Origin of the sequence: Cyanobium sp. FACHB-13342 (assembly GCF_014697415.1) — a bacterium.
GTDB lineage: Bacteria > Cyanobacteriota > Cyanobacteriia > PCC-6307 > Cyanobiaceae > Cyanobium_A.
Map to the genome: position 1 here is coordinate 70,561 of NZ_JACJRT010000001.1, position 21,699 is coordinate 92,259.

Annotated in this window: 22 protein-coding genes; 5 read left to right on the forward strand and 17 right to left on the reverse strand. The window is 68.8% G+C overall.

Annotation, left to right across the window (positions count from 1 at the left end; translation table 11 throughout):
* Positions 1-9 precede the first annotated feature (9 nt).
* On the forward strand, positions 10-1,107 hold the full coding sequence (locus H6G16_RS00425) for an ABC transporter ATP-binding protein (protein ID WP_190388454.1): 1,098 nt from the start codon (positions 10-12) through the stop codon (positions 1,105-1,107).
* On the opposite strand, the gene gloB is transcribed toward H6G16_RS00425, so the two are convergent.
* Positions 1,104-1,847 (reverse strand): hydroxyacylglutathione hydrolase, encoded by a 744-nt coding sequence (gene gloB / locus H6G16_RS00430; RefSeq protein WP_190388361.1) that lies wholly within the window; start codon positions 1,845-1,847, stop codon positions 1,104-1,106. The two genes, H6G16_RS00425 and gloB, sit on opposite strands and share 4 nt — an antisense overlap.
* A gap of 29 nt (positions 1,848-1,876) precedes the next feature.
* Between gloB and hisG the strand changes: the two genes are divergently transcribed.
* Positions 1,877-2,524, forward strand: a complete 648-nt coding sequence (gene hisG, locus H6G16_RS00435) for an ATP phosphoribosyltransferase (protein WP_190388362.1) — start codon at positions 1,877-1,879, stop codon at positions 2,522-2,524.
* Positions 2,524-4,323 (forward strand): ABC transporter ATP-binding protein, encoded by a 1,800-nt coding sequence (locus H6G16_RS00440; protein ID WP_190388363.1) that lies wholly within the window; start codon positions 2,524-2,526, stop codon positions 4,321-4,323. The genes hisG and H6G16_RS00440 overlap by 1 nt, the downstream gene beginning before the upstream one ends.
* 22 nt (positions 4,324-4,345) lie before the next feature.
* Here the strand turns inward: H6G16_RS00440 and H6G16_RS00445 are convergent, their stop codons facing one another.
* Entirely contained in the window at positions 4,346-5,155 is an 810-nt protein-coding gene (locus H6G16_RS00445) for an alpha/beta fold hydrolase (protein WP_347238736.1), read from the reverse strand.
* A gap of 9 nt (positions 5,156-5,164) precedes the next feature.
* Here H6G16_RS00445 and H6G16_RS00450 point away from each other — a divergent pair, with 9 nt between their 5' ends.
* Positions 5,165-5,653: a GNAT family N-acetyltransferase gene (locus H6G16_RS00450; protein ID WP_190388364.1), complete on the forward strand. Its 489-nt coding sequence runs from the start codon at positions 5,165-5,167 to the stop codon at positions 5,651-5,653.
* Here H6G16_RS00450 and H6G16_RS00455 read toward each other — a convergent pair.
* From H6G16_RS00455 to H6G16_RS00465, 3 genes are read right to left on the reverse strand one after another with little or no spacing between them, the layout of a single operon-like run.
* A complete protein-coding gene (locus H6G16_RS00455) occupies positions 5,650-6,348 on the reverse strand; it encodes a TIGR04283 family arsenosugar biosynthesis glycosyltransferase (protein ID WP_190388365.1) in 699 nt (232 codons plus the stop codon). The genes H6G16_RS00450 and H6G16_RS00455 overlap by 4 nt on opposite strands.
* Complete coding sequence (locus H6G16_RS00460; protein ID WP_347238737.1) at positions 6,339-6,956, reverse strand: TIGR04282 family arsenosugar biosynthesis glycosyltransferase; 618 nt, start codon at positions 6,954-6,956, stop codon at positions 6,339-6,341. Before H6G16_RS00460 ends, H6G16_RS00455 begins: the two co-directional genes overlap by 10 nt.
* Complete coding sequence (locus H6G16_RS00465) at positions 6,953-8,077, reverse strand: trypsin-like peptidase domain-containing protein (RefSeq protein ID WP_190388366.1); 1,125 nt, start codon at positions 8,075-8,077, stop codon at positions 6,953-6,955. Before H6G16_RS00465 ends, H6G16_RS00460 begins: the two co-directional genes overlap by 4 nt.
* Positions 8,078-8,173: 96 nt before the next feature.
* Here H6G16_RS00465 and dnaA point away from each other — a divergent pair, with 96 nt between their 5' ends.
* Positions 8,174-9,607: a chromosomal replication initiator protein DnaA gene (gene dnaA, locus H6G16_RS00470; RefSeq protein WP_347238738.1), complete on the forward strand. Its 1,434-nt coding sequence runs from the start codon at positions 8,174-8,176 to the stop codon at positions 9,605-9,607.
* Between the two features lie 21 nt (positions 9,608-9,628).
* Here the strand turns inward: dnaA and H6G16_RS00475 are convergent, their stop codons facing one another.
* The 12 genes from H6G16_RS00475 to H6G16_RS00530 all read right to left on the reverse strand — a co-directional run bounded on the left by H6G16_RS00475 (position 9,629) and on the right by H6G16_RS00530 (position 21,654).
* Entirely contained in the window at positions 9,629-10,129 is a 501-nt protein-coding gene (locus H6G16_RS00475) for a hypothetical protein (protein WP_190388368.1), read from the reverse strand.
* Positions 10,130-10,154: 25 nt separating this feature from the next.
* On the reverse strand, positions 10,155-11,099 hold the full coding sequence (gene cbbX / locus H6G16_RS00480; protein WP_190388369.1) for a CbbX protein: 945 nt from the start codon (positions 11,097-11,099) through the stop codon (positions 10,155-10,157).
* A gap of 7 nt (positions 11,100-11,106) precedes the next feature.
* Positions 11,107-11,364, reverse strand: coding sequence for a 4a-hydroxytetrahydrobiopterin dehydratase (locus tag H6G16_RS00485; RefSeq protein ID WP_190388370.1), 258 nt, complete (start codon positions 11,362-11,364; stop codon positions 11,107-11,109).
* A gap of 10 nt (positions 11,365-11,374) precedes the next feature.
* Positions 11,375-12,517: a CO2 hydration protein gene (locus tag H6G16_RS00490; protein WP_190388371.1), complete on the reverse strand. Its 1,143-nt coding sequence runs from the start codon at positions 12,515-12,517 to the stop codon at positions 11,375-11,377.
* Position 12,518: 1 nt separating this feature from the next.
* Positions 12,519-14,036 (reverse strand): NADH-quinone oxidoreductase subunit M, encoded by a 1,518-nt coding sequence (locus H6G16_RS00495; protein WP_190388372.1) that lies wholly within the window; start codon positions 14,034-14,036, stop codon positions 12,519-12,521.
* Between the two features lie 2 nt (positions 14,037-14,038).
* Positions 14,039-15,904 (reverse strand): NAD(P)H-quinone oxidoreductase subunit F, encoded by a 1,866-nt coding sequence (locus H6G16_RS00500; RefSeq protein ID WP_277874959.1) that lies wholly within the window; start codon positions 15,902-15,904, stop codon positions 14,039-14,041.
* Positions 15,905-15,990: 86 nt separating this feature from the next.
* Entirely contained in the window at positions 15,991-16,458 is a 468-nt protein-coding gene (locus H6G16_RS00505; protein ID WP_190388373.1) for a ferritin-like domain-containing protein, read from the reverse strand.
* A gap of 5 nt (positions 16,459-16,463) precedes the next feature.
* Entirely contained in the window at positions 16,464-17,111 is a 648-nt protein-coding gene (locus H6G16_RS13175) for a BMC domain-containing protein (protein WP_277874960.1), read from the reverse strand.
* Positions 17,112-17,174: 63 nt separating this feature from the next.
* Positions 17,175-17,426, reverse strand: a complete 252-nt coding sequence (locus tag H6G16_RS00515) for a carboxysome peptide B (protein WP_190388374.1) — start codon at positions 17,424-17,426, stop codon at positions 17,175-17,177.
* Positions 17,426-17,725: a carboxysome peptide A gene (locus H6G16_RS00520; protein WP_190388375.1), complete on the reverse strand. Its 300-nt coding sequence runs from the start codon at positions 17,723-17,725 to the stop codon at positions 17,426-17,428. The genes H6G16_RS00515 and H6G16_RS00520 overlap by 1 nt, the downstream gene beginning before the upstream one ends.
* A 1-nt stretch (position 17,726) precedes the next feature.
* Entirely contained in the window at positions 17,727-19,268 is a 1,542-nt protein-coding gene (locus tag H6G16_RS00525; protein WP_190388376.1) for a carboxysome shell carbonic anhydrase, read from the reverse strand.
* 7 nt (positions 19,269-19,275) lie between these two features.
* Positions 19,276-21,654: a CsoS2 family carboxysome shell protein gene (locus H6G16_RS00530; protein ID WP_190388377.1), complete on the reverse strand. Its 2,379-nt coding sequence runs from the start codon at positions 21,652-21,654 to the stop codon at positions 19,276-19,278.
* Positions 21,655-21,699: the final 45 nt, after the last annotated feature.

The window sequence follows — 21,699 nt, forward strand, 5'->3', positions numbered from 1 at the left end:
ACCGAGCTGATGCCTGCCGAGTTGCCGGTGCGTGAGCACGTGCAGCTCAAGGGCCTCTGGCACCGCTACCCCAACGCCGCCGCCGAGGAGTGGACCCTCCAGGGCATCGATCTGGCCCTCGGCCAGGGAGAACTGGTGGGCCTGCTGGGACCATCGGGCTGCGGCAAAACCACCCTGCTGCGGCTGATCGCCGGCTTTGAACGGCCGGAGCGGGGTTCCGTCTGCATCGATGGCCGCACCGTGGCCGGGCCGGGCCGCTGGCTAGCGCCCGAGCGCCGCGGCGTAGGCATGGTGTTTCAGGACTACGCCCTGTTCCCTCACCTCGATGCCTGGCGCAATGCCTGCTTCGGGCTGCGGCGCGGCCAGGACACCAGCCGCGCCGGTTGGCTGCTGGAGCTGCTCGGCCTCAAGGGACTCGAGGAGCGCTACCCCCACGAACTCTCCGGAGGTCAACGCCAGCGGCTGGCCCTGGCCAGGGCCCTCGCCCCCGGCCCCTCGGTGGTGCTGCTGGATGAACCGTTCTCCAACCTCGATGTGGAAGTGCGGCTGCGGCTGCGCAGCGAACTGCCCGCCGTGCTCTCCCGCTGTGGCGCCAGCGGCCTGATCGTGACCCACGATCCGGAGGAAGCCCTGGCCATCTGCGATCGGGTGGCGGTGCTGCGCGATGGGGTGTTGCATCAGTGCGCCAGGCCCCGCCAGCTGGTGCAGCAACCCGCCACCGCCTTTGTGGGGCGCTTCGTGTTGCAGGGCAACCTGCTGCCCGCCACCGCCCAGGGCAACCGCATCCACACACCCCTCGGCGATCTAGCCAGCAGCGAGGGGGCGTTGTCTCCAGGCGAGCAGCCCCTGGAGGTGCTGGTGAGTCCGGAGGCCATCGCCCTCCTCCCCGATGGGGACGGCGAAGCCTGGGTGCAGGGCCGCGAATTTCTGGGCCGCGAATGGCTCTATCAGGTGCAGCTCGGCACCCTCAAACTGCGGCTGCGGCTGCCCCTGGAGGCGGAATATGGCCGCGGTCAGCGCTGCCAGCTCAGCCTGCGCCCCGGGTCCACGGGCATCCTCTTCCCCACGCGTGAGCCGCTGCGGGTGCTCGACGCCGGCCCCGCCTAGCCCGCCCAGTGGTCCTTGCTGGCCCGCAGGCTGGCGAGCTGCTCGGCGCTGCTGGCACGCACAAACAGGTTGGTGGCCCGCTCCAGCTCCACCGTGCTGGGGATGGTGGCCTCGCCCCGGGCCCGGGCCTGGCGCACCGATGCCAACCGGGCGCTAACCGCCGCCGCGCAAGGGTCCTGGGGGGCCACGGTGGCGGCGGCCCAGCGCAGATTGGCTTCGGTGTACTCATGGGCGCACCACACCCGGGTGGCCGGGGGAAGGGCGGCCAGCCGCTGCAAGGAGTCCCGCATCTGGGCCGCACTGCCCTCAAACAGGCGGCCGCAGCCGCCGGCGAACAGGGTGTCGCCGCAGAACAGATGGCCCGAGGCGGGCAGGTGGTAAGCGATGTGGGCGCGGGTGTGACCCGGCACGGCCAGCACCTCCACCGGCTCCCCCAGCAGCGCAAACCGGTCGCCGTCGGCCACACCCTGGGTCTGCAGGGGAATCCGATCCCGGTCTTCCCGGCTGGCCAGCACCGCCGCACCGGGCCAGCGGGCCAGCAGCCCGGGGGTGCCACCGATGTGGTCGCTGTGGTGGTGGGTGTGCAGGATCGCCACCAGCTCGAGCCCCTGCTGCTCAAGGGCGGCGATCACCGGCTCGGCCACGGCCGGATCCACCACGGCGGCCTGGCCCTGCCGCTGCAGCACAAACACGTAGTTGTCGTGCAGCACCGGGATCAGGCCAACGCGGAGTTGCTGCATCGTTAAAGTCCAGCCTGAGGCGTACCCCCATGATCACCGTCGCCCTCGCCAAAGGCGCCCTGCTCAAGGATTCGGTGGCCCGCTTCGCCGCCGCCGGCCTCGACTTCTCGGCCCTGCTGGAACCCAGCAACCGCCAGCTGATGGTGCCGAGTGCCTGCGGCCAGGCCCGGGCCCTGCTGGTGCGCAACGCCGACGTGCCGGTGTATGTGGCCTACGGCCAGGCCCAGCTCGGAGTGGTGGGTTACGACGTGATCCGTGAACACCAGCTGCCGGTGGCCCAGCTGCTCGATCTGGGCTTCGGCGGCTGCCGCATGAGCGTGGCCGTCAAGGCCAGCAGTGGCTACCGCCGGGCGGCAGACCTCCCCGCCCACTGCCGCGTGGCCAGCAAGTTCACCGGCTGCGCCCAGGCCTTCTTTGATGCCCTCGATCTGCCGGTGGAGCTGATTCACCTGGCGGGATCGGTGGAGCTCGGCCCGATCACTGGCATGAGTGAGGCGATCGTGGATCTGGTGGCCACCGGCCGCACCCTCGAGGAAAACGGATTGATCGCCATCGAAGACCTGTTCCACAGCACCGCCCGACTAGTGGGCCACCCCCTGGCCCTGCGCCTCGATGACGGCGTGCTCCAGGGGCTCGTCGATCGCCTTGGGGTGGCGGTGCCGCAGCGGAGCCGCTGATGGCCCGCCTTGATCGGCAACGCCTGACCCGCCTGTTGCCCTACCTGGGCAAGGACCGCCGCCGCCTCGGCCTCACCCTGCTGCTGCTGATCCCCGTGGCCTTCGCCGCCGCGGTGCAGCCACTGCTGGTGGGCCAGGCGATTGCCGTGCTGCGGCGCGAGCCCACCCTGGCCTGGCTCAACGGCCTGTCGGTGGCGGCGGCGCTCCAGCAACTGGTGCTGCTGCTGTTGCTGGCGGTGCTGCTGCGCCTCGGCCTGCAGGGCATCCAAACCTTCAACGTCCAGGCCGTCGGCCAACGGCTCACCGCCCGAATCCGCAACGACCTGTTCGCCCATGCCATGGCGCTGTCCTTGCGGTTCCACGACCGCACGCCCGTCGGCAAGCTGCTCACCCGCCTCACCAGCGATGTGGACGCCCTGGCCGAGGTGTTCGGCAGCGGCGCCGTGGGGGTGCTCGCCGACCTGGTGACCCTGCTGGTGATCGCGGCCACGATGATCTCGATCGAATGGCGCCTCGGCCTGCTGCTGCTGGTGAGCCAGGTGCCGGTGGTGCTGGGCATCCTCTGGCTACAGGGTCGCTACCGCACGGCCAACTACCGGGTGCGGGAAGAGCTCAGCCAGCTCAACGCCGACCTGCAGGAAAACCTGCAGGGTCTGGAGGTGGTGCAGATGTTCCGCCGGGAAGCCACCAACAGTGCCCGCTTCTCCCGCGTCACCACGGCCTACCGCGAAGCGGTGACGGGCACGATCCTCTACGACAGCGCCATCTCGGCCTTCATCGAGTGGGTGGCCCTCAGCGCCGTGGCCGTGGTGCTGGCCCTCGGGGGCTGGATGGTGCTCGGCAGCGCCATGGGCCTGGGCACCCTCACCACCTTCATCCTCTATTCCCAGCGCCTGTTTGATCCCCTGCGCCAGCTGGCGGAGCGCTTCACCCAGATCCAGGGCGGCCTCACCGCCGTCGAACGCATCGGCGAACTGCTCGAACAACCCATCGAGATCGCCGAGCTGCCCTCCAGCGAGCGCACGGCGGCGGCGATTCAGAGCGGCAGCCAACGCGCCAGTGCCGGCGAGGTGGTGTTCGACAACGTCAGCTTTGCCTACCGGGACGACGACCCCATCCTCACCAACCTCTCCTTCCGGATTGGCCCCGGCGAACACGTGGCCCTGGTGGGACCCACCGGTTCCGGCAAAACCACCGTGATCCGCCTGCTCTGCCGGCTCTACGAGCCCCAGCAGGGCCGGATCCTGCTCGATGGCGTCGACATCCGTCAGCTCCCCATTCCCACCCTGCGCCAGCGGCTCGGGGTGGTGCTGCAGGACACGTTTCTGTTCAGCGGCAACGTGGCCGACAACCTGCGCCTCGATGCGCCGATCAGCAGCGACGACCTGCAGAAGCTCTGCGCCGAGCTCGGCCTGGAGCCCCTGCTGCGGCGCCTTCCCGATGGCCTGGCCACCGAGCTGCGCGAACGGGGCGGCAACCTCTCCTCCGGCGAGCGCCAACTGCTCTCGGTGGCCCGGGTGGCGATCCGCGACCCCTCGGTGCTGGTGATGGATGAAGCCACCGCCTTCATGGACCCCTCCACCGAAGCCACCCTGCAGCGCGACCTGGCCCGCCTGCTGCAGCAGCGCACGGCCATCGTGATCGCCCACCGCCTGGCCACGGTGGAGGCCTCCGATCGCATCCTGGTGCTGCGCAAGGGCCACCTGATCGAGCAGGGCACCCACACCGAACTGCGCCAGGCGGGGGGGGTGTATGCCCAGTTGGCCGACCTGCAGGAGCGCGGGCTGGCGGCCCTCTGAATTCAGCCGAAGTCAGCCGAACTCAGCCGAGCTGCTCCAGCCAGGGTCGCAGCACCCCGGCGAGCTGGGCGGGCCTCTGGCGCATGGGCAGGTGCCCCACCCCTTCCAGTTCCACGACCTGGTGCTGGGCGGCATAGCCGGCCAGGTGGCGCACATAGCGGGGCTCCATCACCTGGTCGCGGCTGCCGGCGATCCAGAGGCTGGGCACCTGCAGCCGGGCGGTGAGCTGGGGAATCTGACGCACCGCCCCCCGGTTGGTGCTGCAGGCCAGCAGCCCCTGGGCGGCGCGACGCTCGGCCAGCAGGGGGCTGCGCCAAGGATCGCTGCCCGGCAGCTCGGCCAGCCAGCCGGGCCGCCAGCGCAGAAACAGGGCCCCACCCCGCCGCACCTGGGCAAAGGCCCGGGGCTGGTACACCCCCCCACCGGCGGCGATCTGCACCAGGCCCACCAGCTGATCCCCCAGGTGGGGGGCGGCGTGCAGGGCGACGCTGCCCCCCAGCGAGTGGCCCATCAGCACGATCGGGCGCTCCCCCGCCTGCTCCCGCGCCGCCTGGGCCAGCCAGCGGCCGTAGCTGGCCAGGCTGGCGTGCAGGCCCCGCGGCCGCGGCCGGTGGCCAAAGCCAGGCAGATCGGGGGCCCAGAGCTCCCAGTCCGGGGCGAGGGCCTCGGCCAACGGCGTCCACAGCCGCCCCGCCAGCAACCAGCCATGCAGGGCCACCAACAGGGGCGGTGAAGTGGCGTGGGCCAGGGATCCGGGCTCAGGAGTCTCCAGGCTGGCCCACCGGTCGCACCCTGGGCGGCCATCGGGCAGGATCGTGCCATTGCGTTGCACGCGGCAGTCGTGGCCTCGGCCGAGCTCCTCACCAGCCTCTACGGGGAGCAGCACCGGCTCTGCCCCACTCCCAACTCCGAACTCAGCCTGGTGCTGAGCCGGGAGCGGGAGATCGACCTGATCGAGCTGGAGCAGCTCTGCGATGCGGTGGGCTGGAGCCGCCGGCCCCTGCGCCGGGTGCGCAAGGCCCTGCAACACAGCCTGCTGCGCGTCGGCCTCTGGCGCCACGACCCCCGCCTGCCCAAGCTGGTGGGATTCGCCCGCTGCACCGGCGATGGCGTGGTGGAGGCCACCGTCTGGGATGTGGCGGTCCATCCCCTCTACCAAGGCGCCGGGCTGGGGAAACAACTGATGGTCTACGTGCTCGACCAACTGCGCACCATGGAGGTGGATCGGGTGAGCCTGTTCGCCGACCCGGAAGTGGTGGCCTTCTACGCCGCCCAGGGCTGGGAGCTGGAGCCCCTGCAGCGCCGCTGCGCCTTCTGGTACGCCCCCTAATCCGGAGCTCCGTAGTACCGCGCCGCCAACCGTTCGGCTGGTACGCCCTGCCGCCAGGCGCGCCGCAGCCGGGCATTGGCCAGGGCCGTCTGGCCAATCCCCAGGGCCCGCCAGCGCCGGCCATCCACCCGCAACCGGGCCTGCAGGGGCCGCAGCCGGGTGTGCTTCCGCAGGCGCTGCACCAGGTCGAGGTCTTCCATCAGCGGCAGCGGAGCCAGCCCTCCGGCCCGATCCAGCAGCGGCCTTGGCAGCAGCAGGCCCTGGTCGCCATAGGGCTGCTGGCGCCAGCGGCTGCGCCAGGCCACGGCCATCTCCACCAGCCGCAGGGCGGGGTGGGGGCCGTCGATGGCCAGGTCGAAGTACCAGGCGGCCTCCGGCAGGCCCAGGGCCGCCGCCACGGCCGGACGCCAGCCGGCCTCCAGCCGGGCATCGGCATGCAGCAACCACAGCCAGGGGCCACTGCTACGGGCGATCCCGCAGGCCAGCTGCAGGCCCCGCCCGGGGGGGCTCACCAACACCCGCGCCCCGGCCAGGGCCGCCACGCGACGGGTGCCATCGCCGCTGGCCCCATCCACCACCAGCACCTCCGCCACCAGCTCCGGAGCAGCGGCCAGATCGGCCAGCAGCGCCGGCAACCGCGGCGCCTCGTTGCGCGCGGCGATCACCACGGAGATCGGCGGCAGCCTCAGCGCCACGGCCCCAGGTCCTCGCCCCGATCGAGATCGCCCCGGCAGGGCAGCAGGGCCGGCTCCAAGCCCCGCTGCGCCATCACCGCCAGGGTCTGCTCCAGCACCTGGGCCGAGCCCCAGGCCATCCCCGCCAGCAGGGCGGGATCGGGCCGGTGCAGGCCCAGCAGCCAGTAGCCGCCATCGTCGGCCGGCCCCAGCACCGCGGGCCGGCGGTTGAGGGCCTCGAAGGCCGCCGCCAGGTCGCTGCCCTCCAGCCGGGGCAGATCACTGCCGATGAGCACCACCCGCCCGGCCCCCTCGGCCGCCGCCCGCAGGAACTGGCGGTGCATCCGCAACCCCAGGCCGCCCCGACCCTGCAGCCGGAAGCGGTCGGCCCCCAGCTCAGCGGCCCAGCGGCAGGCCGCCCTCGGACCCAGCCCATCGACGGCCAGCACCAGCTCGAGGTCCAGCTGGCTGGCCAGGCTGCGGGCGACCGCCAAGGTGTGGCGGGTGAGCCGTGCCTGAATCCGAGCCGCCGCCACTGCCCCCATGCTGCTGGCCAGGCGGCGCTTGCAGCGGCCTGGCGCGGGCCAGCGGGCCATCACCACCAGCTGGCCCCGGCCGGATCGCCTCACCCCTGGCGCGGCAATTCCGCCGGCTTCACCTCCAGGGTCAAGCGCTGGTCCCCGCGCCGCAGGGACACCCCCAGCGCCTGACCCACCCGGCCCTGGTCCACGGCCAGCTGCACCTCCGAGGGGTTCTTCACCGCCTTGCCGCCCACCTGGTCGATCAGGTCGCAGGGCTTGAGCCCTCCCTTGGCCGCCGGACTGCCCGGCATCACCTCCACCACCACCACCCCGTTCACCTCGGGCAGGCGGCATTCATCGGTGCTGGCATTGATCTCCCGGGCCAGCTGGGGCGTGAGGGCCTGCAGCCGCACACCGATGTAGGGGTGGCTGGCGGAGCCCTTCTCCAGGATCTGGGCGGCGATCTGGCGCGCCACGTTGATGGGGATCGCAAAGCTCAGCCCCGCCCCCGGCGCCTGGCGAATCGCCGTGTTGATGCCGATCACCTGACCCCGGTCATTGATCAGCGGTCCGCCGCTGTTGCCGGGGTTCACGGCGGCGTCGGTCTGGATGTAAGGCACCCGCTGGCCCTCGCCCACCGCATTGGTGCGCTGGATGGCGCTGATGATCCCGGCGGTCACCGTGTTGTCGAGGCCGAGGGGATTGCCGATGGCTATGGCCCACTCCCCGGGCCGCACCTTGGCGGAATCGCCCAGGGGGGCCACCGGCAGCTTGCTGGCCACCACCTTCACCACGGCCACGTCGGTGAGGGGATCACTGCCGAGCACCTTGCCGGTGAAGCTGCGGCCATCGGGCAGGGTCACGGTCACCTCACTGGCCCCCTCCACCACGTGGGCGTTGGTGAGCAGCACCCCATCGGAGCGGGTGATAAAGCCCGAACCCTGGCCCTGTTGCTGCTGGATCGTCGGCCCGCCGCCAAACAGGCCGCCCAGGGGGTTCACCATCCGCTTGACGGTGTCGATCCGCACCACCGCGGGCCCCACCTTGGCCACCGCATCCACGATCAGGGTGTTGCCCTGCTGCAGGGGCGGGGTGGGAGCCGCGTCGCTGATCGGCGTCTGGGCACCGCTGCGACCCGGCAGCCCTTGCAGGCCCTGGCTGCAACCCACCAGCAGCAAGGCGGCGGGGGCGATCAGCGCGATTCGACGGGAGGGGAAACGGCGCGGCATGGGGACGGGATGGAGGCCAGGTCTGAATCCGTTCATTTAAGACGGACTGGCCGCAACACCACGCGTAGATTCGGCACCCACGAGTCGGCGCGGTCGGTGCAGCAGGGATCGGTGCAGCGATCGAAGCAGCAGGGAGACGAGCTGTGGCACCAGGTTCAGCAGGCCCTTCAGGCCAACCTCAGCAAACCCACCTTTGAAACCTGGATCCGGCCCGCCCGCTGCGAGGGCTTCAGCGCGGATCGTCTCCAGCTCGAAGCACCCAACAGCTTTGCCTGCGGCTGGCTGCGCAAGAACTATCTCGGCACCATCGAGGCCGTCGCCAGCGAGATCGCCGGACGGCCGGTGCAGGTGCTGGTCACGGCCGCCAGCGGGGATGACGTGATCGCACCGGCCAGCAATGGCCTTCCGGCCTCCCCACCAACCCCCGCCAACCAGGCAACAAGCCCCACCGGTCGGGCGGCGTCGGCTCGGGCCACGGGGGAGACCCCACGCAAACTCGCCCCGGGCCTCAACCCCCGCTACGTGTTCAACCGCTTCGTGGTGGGGCCCAACAGCCGCATGGCCCACGCCGCGGCCCTGGCGGTGGCCGAGGCCCCCGGCCGGGAGTTCAACCCCCTGTTCCTCTGCGGCGGCGTAGGGCTGGGCAAGACCCACCTGATGCAGGCGATCGGCCACTACCGCCTGGAAATCAACCCCGAGGCGCGGGTGTTCTACGTGAGCACCGAAACCTTCACCAACGACCTGATCCAGGCAATCCGCAAGGACGGCATGCAGGCCTTCCGCGACCGCTACCGCGCCGCCGATCTGATCCTGGTGGATGACATCCAGTTCATCGAGGGCAAGGAGTACACCCAGGAGGAGTTCTTCCACACCTTCAACGCCCTGCACGAGGCGGGTCGCCAGATCGTGATCGCCTCCGACCGCCCCCCCAGCCAGATCCCCCGGCTGCAGGAGCGGTTGATCTCCCGCTTCTCGATGGGCCTGATCGCCGACATCCAGGCGCCCGACCTGGAAACCCGCATGGCGATCCTCCACAAGAAGGCCGAGCAGGAGCAGATGGTGCTGCCCCGCGACCTGATCCAGTTCATCGCCGGCCGCTTCACCTCCAACATCCGGGAACTCGAGGGGGCCCTCACCCGGGCGGTGGCCTTCGCCTCGATCACCGGCCTGCCGATGACGGTGGAATCGGTGGCGCCGATGCTCGACCCCGCCGGCGGCGACGTGGAGGTGAAACCCAGCCAGGTGATCGAAAAGGTGGCCGAGGTGTTCGGTGTGGGGGTGGAGGAGATGCGCAGCGCCAGCCGCAAGCGGGCCGTGAGCCAGGCCCGCCAGGTGGGCATGTATCTGATGCGCCAGAGCACCAACCTCAGCCTGCCGCGCATCGGCGAAGCCTTCGGCGGCAAGGATCACTCCACGGTGATGTACGCGGTTGAGCAGATCGACCGCAAACTCAACAGTGACCCCGCCCTCTCCCGCCAGGTGCAGCAGGTGCGCGACCTGCTGCAGATCGATTCCCGCAAGCGGCGCTGATCTCCCTCAGGGGCCAACACCTCAGCGGCAGCCCTGCACGGAGATGCGGTAGCTGAAGCCCAGGGCGCCAGGGTCGTTGCTGGCGCCGATCTTGAAGTTCATCTGGGTGGCCTGCTTGCCCGGCACCGCTGCAAACGGACCGAACATCTTGCCGGTGCCCATCGGCGGGTTCATCAGGGTGTTGAACATCTGCAGGTTGGAGCCATCGCTGAACTTCATGTAGCCCTCCACCGGGTACTGGGCGTTGGGGTCGGAGGAGTTGGCCGTGAAGAAAAACTTGTAGCTGGTGTAGGGCTGGGTGACGAAGAAATCGGTGTTCCAGTTGGTGTTGCCGATCAACTTGCCCCGCCCCACCGACTTCGACACGATCGGCGAGGTGCCGTTACCGCCCACCGGCTGCAGGAAGGTGCAGGTGGGGGCGGCGTTGGCCGACAGACCCGCCAGGCTGACGCCAACCGTCAGGCTCGCCGCCACCAGGGTTGGGGCTTTCAGGAGCGCGGCTACAAGCTGGGCGGCGGGCATGGGCCAAGGAAACACTGCCCAGACCTTAGGTGAGGGGGCGAGCCGGATCCAGTCCCTCCACTTCCCCAGCAAACACCCGGCTGGCCGTGATGTCCTCGGCCTCGATCGTCATCAGATCGCGCTTGGTCAGCGGGCTCCCCATGCGGCTGAACAGGCGGTTGGCCTGGCGCATCCGTGACCGGTCGATGGCGTTGCGGATCGAGCGGGCATTGGCGAAGAACGGCAGCTGCATCCGCCTGTGGATGTAGTCCGAGAAGGCAGCAGTGGCCTCATCGCTGAAGCGGTAGTTCTCAGCCGCAAGCACGAGACGGGCAATCGCCAGCAGCTCATCGGCGCTGTAGTCGGGGAAATCGATGTGGTTCGCCACCCGCGACGACAGCCCCGGATTCGACTGGTAAAACACATCCATCCGATCCTTGTAGCCGGCGAAGATCACCACGAGGTCGTCGCGGTTGCTCTCCATCACCTGCAACAGGATTTCGATGGCCTCGGCCCCGTAGTCCCGCTCGTTTTCTGGTCGGTAGAGGTAATAGGCCTCATCGATGAACAGCACGCCGCCCATCGCCTTCTTGAGCATCTCCCGGGTCTTGGGGGCGGTGTGGCCGATGTACTGCCCCACCAGGTCATCGCGGGTGGCCGTCACCACATGGCCTTTGCGCACGTAGCCCAGCCCGTGCAGGATCTTGCTCATCCGTTCCGCCACGGTGGTCTTTCCCGTGCCGGGCCGCCCGGTGAAGGACATGTGCAGGCTGGGCGGGGTGGTGTCCAAACCCACCTGCTGGCGCGCCCGATCCACCACCAGCAGGGCGGCGATCTCGCGGATGCGGGCCTTCACGGGCCGCAGGCCGATCAGCTCCTGGTCCAGTTGATCCAGCATCGCCTGGATGCCCGCCCCCTCATAGGCGGCCTGCAGATCAATGACCGTGTTGTCCGAGGACGCTGCGGCGGAACTGTCAGCTGGGGAGCCCATGGGGGAGTTAGGCGATCAGGGCATCGATGGCAGCAGCGAAGGCCCATTCGGGCTCGGCGATCAGGGCCTCTTCCGCTTCAGCCCGCACGGTGAGATTCACGTAGGTGCGGCCGAAACTGATGTCGGGGAAACGCTGCTGCTCCTCACAGAGGGCATTGAGCCGCTCCAGAAAGTCGCGGGTGGTGGCGTAGTCATCAAATTCCAGCCGCCGCTCCAGCCGCTCGGGCTGATCGGGTTTGGGGCGGGGAGTCCAGGCTTGATCCATGGCTTCGACGCTACGCCTCCAAGCAGTCGGTGCGGGCGATACCCAGGCGTTGGGCCCAGGCGCCGGCATAGGCCGCGTTGGCCGCCCGGGCCTCCGGATCGGTGCTGTCCAGTGGGTGGGGCATGGTGCCATTGATGGCCGCGTTGGTGACGCAGAACATCGACTTCTGGAAGCTCATGCAGATCTTCACGCGCACGTCGCCCTCGCCGCGGGTGCGCTCCCGGTACCACTGGTGCAACCGCTCCGGCAGGTGGCGGTACATGTCCTGCATCAGCAGGCTGGGCGGAATCCCGGAGCCCATGCTCGGCAACGGATCGGCGTAGAGGGCCCCGTAGGTGAACTGGGCCTGGTCGGGGGAGATCTGCTGGGCCTGGGCGTTGAAGCTCACGGTGCCGAGGAAGGGCATGCCGCGCAGGAACACCGCTTCCACATAGGGCACCGCCACATCCACCAGAAAGGTGAGCCCCGCCTCCGGCGGCAGCACCCAAAAGTGCTCACCACCGATCTGCACCCCGTACTCAATCGGGTTGGCGGCGGCAGCCACCAGGCCGTTCTTGATGAACTCCACCACCGCCGCAATGGAGCGCACCCGGCCATCCGCTTCGGCGGCGGCCAGATCCAGGAACAGATCGCTCATCACCCGCCAGAACTGACCCAGGGCATGGGTGGTGGCCGCCGAGCGGATCATTTCCGGCAGGAAGCCCGGGAACAGCGGGTTGAGGATGGCCAGCAGGGGATCCCGCCGGCTCTTCGCCGCAATGATCCGCCTGCAATTGGCGGCGAAGGCCTCGGAATCGAAGTAGGCGTCCATGCCGCCCGTGGCATGCCAGAACATCGCCTTCTGGCAGTACTCCGCGTACTCGAAGTTGATGCGGTCGTGGTTGAGATGGCGCCAGATCTTGGCGGGATTCAAATCGCCATCGAGATATTTGAAGATCGGAAATGGATTGAGGAATTGATGCTCGGCCTGGTAGATCAGGTTGATGCTGTAGGCATCCAGCACTTCGCCATAGCTCTTGAGCACATCCACCACCTCCACCAGGTGGTCGGCGCTCTCGCCCAAGAGGGTTTCACCGGCCAGCAGGCGCCGTTGCACCTCCTCCCGTTCGATCGAGAGGTTGGCCTGCACCAGCTCGGCGGGAATGATCGGCATTTCAGCCCAGCCCTCCCGGGATCGCCGTGATGCCGGCCAGGGCAGTGGTGGCCACCTCGCTCAGCCGGCCGAGGCTGCTGGGCACCAAGCCCAGCACCACCACAGCGGCCGCCAAGGCCACGGCGGGGATGGTTTCCCGGGGCGCCACCGGCGCCAGCTGCACATCCAGCCGCCCATCCGCCACCGGATCCGCGCTGGGGGGGGTGATCGCCAACCGGCCGAAGAAGGCCCGGTTCACCAGCAACAGGAAATACACGGCGGTGAGGCCGGAACCCACCATCGACAGCAACGTCGCCACCGGAAAGACGCCGATGCTGCCGCGGAACACCAGAAACTCCGAGATGAAGCCGGCCATGCCGGGCAGGCCGGCGCTGGCCATCACCGCCACGATCATCAGCGAGCCGGTGAAGGGGAGTCCCTTTTCGGGGTTGAGCAGACCGCGCAGCACCTCCAGATCGCGGGTGCCGGTCTTGCGGTACACGATCCCGACCAACAGGAACAGCAGGGCCGAGATCAGGCCGTGACTCACCATCTGGAACACGGCCCCCAGCATGCTCACGGGGGTATGGGCGGCAGCAGCTAGCAGCACGTAGCCCATGTGGCCCACGGAGCTGTAGGCCACCATCCGTTTCATGTCCGTCTGGGCAATGGCCGCCAGGGACCCATACAGCACCGAGATGGCCGCCCAGATCGCCAGCACCGGCGCCAACTTCGCCCAGGCCTCGGGGAACAGCTGCAGCCCAAAACGCAACATGCCGTAGGTGCCGAGCTTGAGCAGCACCCCCGCCAGCAGCACCGACACCGGCGTGGAGGCCTGGGTGTGGGTGTCGGGCAGCCAGTTGTGCAGGGGCACCAGCGGAATCTTGATGCCGAAGCCGATCAGCAACGCCCCCAGCAGCCACAGCTGGCCGCCCATGGCCAGCCGGTCGCTGAGCACGGGCGTGAGACTGAAATCCACACTGCCGGTGAGCAGGGCCAACCCCAGGAAGGCCCCCAGGATCAGCATCCCGGAGACGGCCGTGAAGATCAGGAATTTGGTGGCCGCATAGGCCCGGTTGACCCCGCCCCACACCGACACCAGCAACCAGAGCGGGATCAGCTCCAGCTCATAGAAGAGGAAGAACAGCAGCAGGTTTTCCGACAGGAAGGCTCCGTTCACCGCACCGCTGATCAGCAGCAGCATCGCGAAGTAGATGCGCGGCCGCTTGTCGATGTCGCGGGTGATCACCGCCGACACCAGGGTGAGGGCGCCGTTGATCAGCACCAACGGCAGGGACAGCCCGTCCACGCCCAGGGCGTAGTCGAGGCCGATCCCCGGCACCCAGGCGTGGCGCACCTGTAACTGCATGCCGGCCTGGGTTGTGTCAAAGGCCAGCGCCACCGCCACGCTCACCCCCAGCTGCAGCACCAGGATGGCGATCGTGATCAGCCGGAGCCGCGATGGGCGAGGGCCGCCCGGCCAGAGCAACAAGGCCAGGCTTCCGGCGAAGGGAATCAGCAGCAGGCAGGTGAGCAGCATGGTCAGAGCGCTCCCCGCCACACCTGGAGCGAGACCAGCAGCAACACGATCGCCATGACCACCGTGAGCACGTAGCTCTGCAGTTGACCACTGATGCTGAACTTCAGTCCTTCGGCCGTGGTGAGCGAGAGGCGGCCCACCCCATCCACCAGCCCCTTGATCACGGTGATGTCAAACCAGCGGGTGAGACGGGCCAGGGACGCCACCAGAAAGACGATCGTGCGCTTGTAGATCTCAGGCGTGTAGAAGTCGTAGGCGAGCAGATCCTGCAGCACCCGCAGGGTGGGCTGGGTGGAGCGCGACCAGAACTGATCGAGACGCACCAGAGAGCCAATCACCAGCCCCAACAGGCCGCTGCCGGCCACCGCCAGACCCACCGGCAGGGGGAAGGCGGCAATGCCGGGCACCGGATCGATGCGCTGCATGATCCAAGGCAGCAGCACCACCAGCACCGAGAGGCTCACCATCGGCAGGGCCATCCACCAGTTGACCTCGGGGGCCCGCTTGGTCTTGGGCCGCACTGGGCCGAGAAACACCGAGCGGTAGACACGGGTGACGTTGGCGGCGGCCAGCAGATTGGTGAGCAGGAACACCAAGGCGAACAGCGGCGCATCGAAGCGCAGGCTCTCCACCATCAGCCCCATACACCAGAAGCCGCCAAGGGGCAGCAGCCCCAAAAGACCGGCACTGCCCAGCAGGAAGGCCATGGAGGTGGCGGGCATGCGGGTGCCCAACCCGCCCAGTTCGGTGAGGTCCTGGCAATTGGTGGTGGCGATGATGCTGCCCACCCCCATGAACTGCAGCGCCCGGGCCAGGCCATGGGCAAACAGCAGCAGCAGGGCAATGCCGGGAAGCTGGAGGGCGATGGCGATGAACACCAGGCCCAGATAGGAGGTGGTGGAGTAGCTGAAGGCCCGCTTGAGATCCACCTGGGCCAGGGCCACCAGGGCGCCACCCACGGCGCTGATGCTGCCCACCGCCAGCAACACCTGGGTGGCCAGGGGGGAGAGGGCCACGATCGGCATCAGCTTCATCAGCACGATGGCGCCGCAGGTCACCACCACCGAATTGCGCAGGATCGAGGCGGGGTTCGGACCCTCCATCGCCTCATCCAGCCAGAGATGCATCGGGAACTGGGCGCACTTGCCCATCGGACCCGCAATCAGGCCAAGCCCCAGCAGGGTGCCGGCCAGGGGGCTGATCAGCTGCTGCTCCCGGGCTTGGGCGGCCCAGGCATAGAGATCGTTGAATTCCATCGAGCCCGCCCAGGCCGAAAGCGCCACCACCCCCATCAGCAGCAGCACATCGCCGACGCGTTTGGTGAGGAAGGCATCGCGGGCCGCCGTCACCACCAGGGGCTGGGCATACCAGAAGCCCACCAGCAGGTAGGTGGAGAGGGTGAGCATCTCCAACAGGAAATAGCTCATGAACAGGTTGCTGCTCAGCACCACGCCGCTCATGGCCCCCTCGAAGAAACCCACCAGGGCAAAGAAGCGGGCCAACGACCACTCCTTGTCCATGTAGCCGAGGGCGAACACCTGGCAGATCAGGCTCATGGTGGTCACCAACTCCAACGCCGCCAGGTTGGTGAGGGAGAGATCGAAGCCGATGCGCAGGTTGAGATCGGCCGCCTGGAACCAGGGAAACTCCAGGTGCTGGGGGCCCAGGATCCACACCTGCTGGAGGATCAGGGAGCTGTGCGCCACCGCCAGCAGGGTGACCAGCAGGTTCAGGTAGGCCGCCGGACGGGGACCATTCCGCTTGAACCACCCCGCCGCCCAGGGCAGCGAGAGCACCATCCCGCTGAACCCGTAGAGGGGAAGCAGCCAGGCCAGCTGGATCGGGAGTGGCAGGGGGGGGGCGAACAAGGGGGAGGAGGGTGTCGATCGGCAGTGTTCGGAAGGAACAGATCAGCCGGCGGCGATCCCTGAAGACCGGCCGCGGAATCCGGGGACTAGAAGGTGGCCCGTTCCATCGACGGATCATGGTTGGGGCCCAGGCTGCGCAGCCAGGCGCCCAGCTCCTCAGCGTGATGTTGTTCGTCCGTCCAGAGGGCCTGGAAGAAGGCTTCGCTGGCGGCATCACCCACCAACACGCAGAAGCGCACCGCCTCGGCGTAATGCTGGATCAGGTCTGCTTCGAGGGTGAGGTCGAGCCGCAGCAGGCCAGCCAGGTCGGGGGCATGGCCCACGGGCCGCAGCTGGGACGCAGCTGGTGCCACCCCAAGGGCCAGCATCCGCTGGACAATCTGCTCGGCGTGCTGCAGTTCCTCCACGGTTTCGCGGCGGAAACGGGTGGCCGCCTCAGCCTCTCCCCAGAGCTCCACAAGGGAGGCCTGGGTCATGTACTGCTGAACGGCAGAGAGCTCAAGGCTCAGGGCGCGACCGAGATAACCCAGGACGCGCGGATGAACGGCGCCCATGGGAATCAGAGACGGCGGATGGTGGCGGTGCCGGTGAGGGCGGGCTCCACTTCACTGTGGGGACGGGCAATGATGTGGGCCGCCACCAGGCCATCACCAACGCGCTCGCAGGCATCGGCACCGGCGCGCACGGCGGCGTTGACCGCACCGGTTTCGCCGCGGACCATCACGGTGACGTAACCGCCGCCGACGAATTCGCGGGCAATCAGGGTCACTTCAGCCGCTTTGGTCATGGCGTCAGCGGCTTCAATCGCCGGCACCAGGCCACGGGTTTCGATCATGCCGAGGGCGATGCCCTGAATGGAAGGAGCCATGGCGTTGCTGCGCGAGGGGGTGGATGGACGGTTGGTCCCGGCGCCGCCGCCGGTACCGGATGGGGTGGCACTGGAGCGACGGGTCGTGCTGGATGCACGGCCGCCACTGGCCTTGGCGGCAGTCCTGGGAGCTGCCTTGGCCGCCGGTTTCGCGGCGGCCTTAGCGGCTGCAGCCGGTTTGGCCGCCGCTGCCGGCAGGGCCTTGGGGGCCGCTGCCGCGGGGGTTGAGCCCGCCGCCGTACCCGTCGCCGGCGTGGTGCTAGCTGCCGCTGCCGCCGCAGGGGCGGGTTTGGCAGCGGCAGCGGCGCTGGGGGTGGGTCGGGGAGTGGGGGTGGCCATGGCTCAGGGGGTTGGGGGCTGGTGGGATGACAGGACGGGCGAGTCGCGAACGACCCGAACGGCCTAGCCGTCTGGCTCCCAGAAATCGATGATTCCGCCGATCGTCAGATCGGTCTGCACCTCGGGATTGCCGCAGGCAAAGCGGGCCGCCGATCCGCTGGCGGTGAACACCCAGTTGCCCGGGGAGGCCCCCACCGGATCGACGGCGACGCTGAGTTTGCCCTTGGGGGTGCGCAGCACGCGCAGGTTGGAGTGGTCGAGACCGGGCACCCGCTGGGTGCACACCAAAGAGCCCGTGACCTGCATGATTTCCATTACTTGGTCCCTCCCGCTGACGCCGGGGGAGCACCCGGAGCGGGGGCTTTGGCCGCCTCGGGATCCCAGTGGTCAATGATCCCGACAATCGTCAGGTCGCTCGGGTACGACTTGCTGCCGGCCGCTTCACGGGCTGCGGAACTGCCCACGCAGATCACCCAGTCCCCGGGGATGCAGCCCACCGCATCCACGGCCACCTTCTGGGTGCTGCCATCGAGCACCACCTGGAGGTGCTTGTGCTCGAAATCGGGAATGCGGTTGGTGGAAACCAGGGGCTTGATCACCTTGCAGATCAACATGTCAGTGCCCTCCTCCGCTCGCGAATGTGATGGTGGAACCTACCGCCTCTGCAGGGGTATGGCGGTCCTGATCCCGCACGGTGAGCAGGGCGTGGAGCAGGCCCTGCGCAAACAGGTCGGGATAGCGGTTTTCCATGGCCGCCTGCACCCGCTGGCAGTTGCGGATGGCCCGCTCCCGGGCGCCCGGCACCTGGCTGTTGTAGTCGAAGCGAACGACCACGGGCACCGGTAGACCACGGGAGACATTCAGACCCTTGAAGATCTTCACGCCCACATCCAGATCCGGCGCACCCTCTTCCACCGTGTCCATGTAGGCGAAGTAGGTGAGATTGCGCAGGTGGATCTCCTTGAACCCAATACCCACACCGATGAAGCGTTCGGCATGGCCGGCATCGGCGTAGCTACCGCCGTGCACCTGCCGCACGTAGTCGATCTGGGAGAGATTGTGCTCTAGCAGACGGGCAATGAGCTGCACCATGCCGGGATCGGGGCTGCTGGCGGCCGCCTGCTCCACCATCGCCAGGATGCGGGCCCGGCCCTCGTCGGGATTGAGATGGCGGGTGGCGTCGTAGACCGCCTGGGCATCCAGCCACCGCTCCAGGTTGGTGCTGCCGTCCATGCCGGGCACATGCACCCGAATGGTGTCGGTATCGGTGTCGATGCCCATCAACAGCAGATCCACCGACGCCCCGCAGCAAAAGCTGTTTTCCACCGCCTGCTGGAAATCCTTGAGCCGGGAGAGGCCACAGGAGGCCGCCAGGGCATCGTCGCTGCCGTGGGCGGCGCAACCTTCGCGCAGGGGATCCTTGGAACTGAAGTGGTAGATCACCACCTTCAGGTAGCGGGTGTCGTCGTGGGCGGGATTGGGCAGCCCTTCGCGGTAGCGGCGGTGCTCGGTCTTGACCCAGCGGTTCACCGTGTTCTCCACATCGAACAGGGCACCCGCATGGGAACGGCGCCGCACCGCACTGAAGGGAACCCGCAGGGCATAGGCCACCGCGTGGGCCAGACGGCCATCGGCGCAGGGCGTGATGTCGAGCAGGTGGAAGCCGCAGGAGAGCAGGAACGCGTTGAACGCTTCACCGGCGGGGCTGCCGGGCTTGCCCGCCAACGGATCGTGCTGGAAGAAGGCGTCGCTGGTCTGCTCGTAGGTCTCGAACAGGCACCAGGCAAACAGGGTGCGCATGTCGAGCTGGCTCACCCAGGCCTTCTCCAGGATCGGCAGGGGCAGCTCAAAGCCGAGCTCGGCCCGGGCCAGACGCTGGGCCTGTTCAATGAAATCGGGCTCGTGCTGGAGCGCGGAGAGGCGCTTGAGCACGGGCACAATTCGGTCGAAAGCCCCTTTCACCTGCTCGTCGTAGGCCTGCAGGGCCGCATTGGCCTGGCGATCCGTGAGGGGATGGAGGCCAACCGCTGCCGACCGTCCCATGCGTCCGCCAGCGAGGGGCCGGGAGGGCTCGCCCGTGCTGGCGCCGCTGGGGCGACGGCGGGGAGCCGTCGGCGCCAGGGGGCGGTAGGGAGTGGACGAGCGACGGGGGGGCATCAGGGATTCAACCGCGGGCTCCGCCGGACACGGTGATCAGGGAGCCTGCAGTGGTGTTGCCACTGGAGCCGGTGACCCGACTCACCGGCTCGGGACGCTCCTCGTTGCGCTTGGCCTGGAACGCCGGCATGGCGGCCATCGAACCGGGACGGGTCGGGTTGCGGCGACGGGCGGAAGCGCCCTCGGTTCCCGTGACCCGCTCACCCCGATCCCAGTCGTCGCCGGTGATCTTCAGCCCAGCTGAGATGCCTTCGCCGGTGACCCGGGACATGGGGCGGGCATCCTCATCGACGCTCACGGGAGCGTCCATGGGGCTGCGCTGAATCGGAGCACGCTCGATCGGACCGCGGGACAGCTGGGGGCCGCGGCGGTCGAAACGGAACTGCTCGGTGCCGGTGACCTTGTCACCGGCCATGTCAAAAGGGCCGGTAACCCTGCCACCCTGCTCGTAGCTGTTTCCCGTGACCGAGCCACCGCGTTCTCGCCCCACCTGGGCCGCCCTGGCGGGCGACTGAATGCTGAACTGCTGCCAGGGCTGGCTGCCGGCCAGGGCCTGGGGAAAATCGGCATCCTGGGCAGCGGCGGCGCCACAGGCTTCCACCAGCTGGTCGTTGCCGATGTAGGGCGTGCCGGTGACGGCCTCACAGGCCCCACGCTCGGCGCCGGTCATCACGCCGCCGATCCCCGGCTGGATCCCGCTCATCCGATTGGAGCCCCGCACGGGGGTGCGCTGGCGGATGGCGCCCACGGCCTTGCCGCTGCAGAAATCCCCGGCCTGCTCCAGGCCGGCATAGGGGGTGCCGGTTACCGCCTTGCAGGTGCCGGGCTCATCGCCGGTCACGTTGGTGGACCGGCCCGTGCGGGTACCGCTCACCACCTGGGCCTTGTTGGTGACACTGAAGCCAACCTTGGGGGCCTCTGGAGCGGGTTTGGTGCCGCAGAAATCGGCGTACTGCTGGCTGCCCACGTATTCATCACCCGTGACCAGGCGGCAGCTGCCGGGTTCATCACCGGTGACATGCTCACTGCGGCCCACATGGGTGCCGGTGATGCCGGTGCCACGCAGGGTATGGAGGCTGGCCACCTTGGTGGGGGCCCGGCCGGTCACCTGGCTTTGGTCAGCCACATATTGGGTGCCGGTGAGCTGCTTGCCGGAGCCGGGCTCATCGCCGGTCACCTTGCTGGAGCGGCCCACCATCACCCCCGAGACGGGTTGGCCGCCGAGGGTCTGGCTGCGACCCACCTTGCGGGGGGACGGGGTGGTGCCACCGCAGTAGGCGGCGGATTGGTTGGCGGACACGTATTCGGTGCCGGTGACGTTCTTGCAGGTGCCGGGCTCATCACCGGTGACCTTTTCGGAACGACCGACCTCATTGCCGGTGACCCGGTTGCCATGGGTGGTGGCCGTGACCCGCACCTTGGCGGGCTGGGAGGCGACAGGACCGCTCTGGCAGAAGGTCTGGAACACCTCAGCGCCGAGATATTCGGTGCCGGTGATGGCGCGGCAGGTGGCCGCTTCGTTGCCGGTGGTCTTGACGGAGCGGTTGGCCTGGGTGCCGGTGACCACCTGACCGGAGCTGGTTTCACTCACGCCCACCTTCCAATGGGCATCGCTGGCGGCGGATTGCTTGGCGCCATGGCGATTGGGGCCCGAGGGGCGGGTGCCGCCACTGCGGGAGGAGCCGGCACTGCCGACCTTGGCCCGCAGCTCCCGCACCTTCTGGGAGAGCTCGCGGGCGCTCATGTCGGGGTTGCCCTGACGGGACACGGTCGCCGCCGTGGTGCTCCGGGGGGTGCTGGCCGACTTGCCCCGCTTGGAGAGGGCTTCACGGCGCGCCAGCACCAGGGCACGGCTGGGATCGCGCTGGGCCGTGCGCTTCGGCGTGGAGCGGCGCTCGGCGCCCTGGCTGGCGGGGCTGCTGAGGCTGCTCAGGGCCGGGGCGGCCTGACGGGTTTCGCCCTGGCACTTGCAGGGCTTCTCAACGGCAGGGGCAGCCGCAGCGGCGGGGGCTGGGGCGGATTTCGCCAGATCGGTGCGGGTGCGATCGGTGGAGGAATCGGCCCGCTTGCCGCGCTTGGAGAGGGCTTCCCTTCGGGCCAGCACCAGATCACGGCTGGGGTTGGCGATTGGACGGGCCGCGCTGCGGTGGCTGCCGCTGGATGGAGCAGCCAGGCTGCGGCTGGGAGCTACGGCCCTGGCCGGAGCTGGGGTTGGGGCTGCGGGAGCGGACTCGACCGCAGCCGCGGCGGTACGGGTAGGCCGGGCATCCTCCACCGAGCGCACACGGCTCGGACCGGAGGTAAACCGGCTGGCGGCTTTCTTGCCACCGTTGGTGAGGGCCCTGCGGCGCTCCAGAGCTGCTTCCCGGCTGGATGTGCTGGCCATGTCCGCCCGTCGAATGGAGTGTCTGAAAAGAGGCCGATCAGTCCG

What these genes read in the sequence shown, in the direction of transcription:
- H6G16_RS00425 (WP_190388454.1), top strand. Translation starts at nt 10, where the DNA reads ATGCCTGCCGAGTTGCCGGTGCGTGAGCACGTGCAGCTCAAGGGCCTC.
- gloB (WP_190388361.1), bottom strand. Translation starts at nt 1,847, where the DNA reads ATGCAGCAACTCCGCGTTGGCCTGATCCCGGTGCTGCACGACAACTAC.
- hisG (WP_190388362.1), top strand. Translation starts at nt 1,877, where the DNA reads ATGATCACCGTCGCCCTCGCCAAAGGCGCCCTGCTCAAGGATTCGGTG.
- H6G16_RS00440 (WP_190388363.1), top strand. Translation starts at nt 2,524, where the DNA reads ATGGCCCGCCTTGATCGGCAACGCCTGACCCGCCTGTTGCCCTACCTG.
- H6G16_RS00465 (WP_190388366.1), bottom strand. Translation starts at nt 8,077, where the DNA reads ATGCCGCGCCGTTTCCCCTCCCGTCGAATCGCGCTGATCGCCCCCGCC.
- H6G16_RS00475 (WP_190388368.1), bottom strand. Translation starts at nt 10,129, where the DNA reads ATGCCCGCCGCCCAGCTTGTAGCCGCGCTCCTGAAAGCCCCAACCCTG.
- cbbX (WP_190388369.1), bottom strand. Translation starts at nt 11,099, where the DNA reads ATGGGCTCCCCAGCTGACAGTTCCGCCGCAGCGTCCTCGGACAACACG.
- H6G16_RS00485 (WP_190388370.1), bottom strand. Translation starts at nt 11,364, where the DNA reads ATGGATCAAGCCTGGACTCCCCGCCCCAAACCCGATCAGCCCGAGCGG.
- H6G16_RS00490 (WP_190388371.1), bottom strand. Translation starts at nt 12,517, where the DNA reads ATGCCGATCATTCCCGCCGAGCTGGTGCAGGCCAACCTCTCGATCGAA.
- H6G16_RS00495 (WP_190388372.1), bottom strand. Translation starts at nt 14,036, where the DNA reads ATGCTGCTCACCTGCCTGCTGCTGATTCCCTTCGCCGGAAGCCTGGCC.
- H6G16_RS00505 (WP_190388373.1), bottom strand. Translation starts at nt 16,458, where the DNA reads ATGGGCGCCGTTCATCCGCGCGTCCTGGGTTATCTCGGTCGCGCCCTG.
- H6G16_RS13175 (WP_277874960.1), bottom strand. Translation starts at nt 17,111, where the DNA reads ATGGCCACCCCCACTCCCCGACCCACCCCCAGCGCCGCTGCCGCTGCC.
- H6G16_RS00515 (WP_190388374.1), bottom strand. Translation starts at nt 17,426, where the DNA reads ATGGAAATCATGCAGGTCACGGGCTCTTTGGTGTGCACCCAGCGGGTG.
- H6G16_RS00520 (WP_190388375.1), bottom strand. Translation starts at nt 17,725, where the DNA reads ATGTTGATCTGCAAGGTGATCAAGCCCCTGGTTTCCACCAACCGCATT.
- H6G16_RS00525 (WP_190388376.1), bottom strand. Translation starts at nt 19,268, where the DNA reads ATGCCCCCCCGTCGCTCGTCCACTCCCTACCGCCCCCTGGCGCCGACG.
- H6G16_RS00530 (WP_190388377.1), bottom strand. Translation starts at nt 21,654, where the DNA reads ATGGCCAGCACATCCAGCCGGGAAGCAGCTCTGGAGCGCCGCAGGGCC.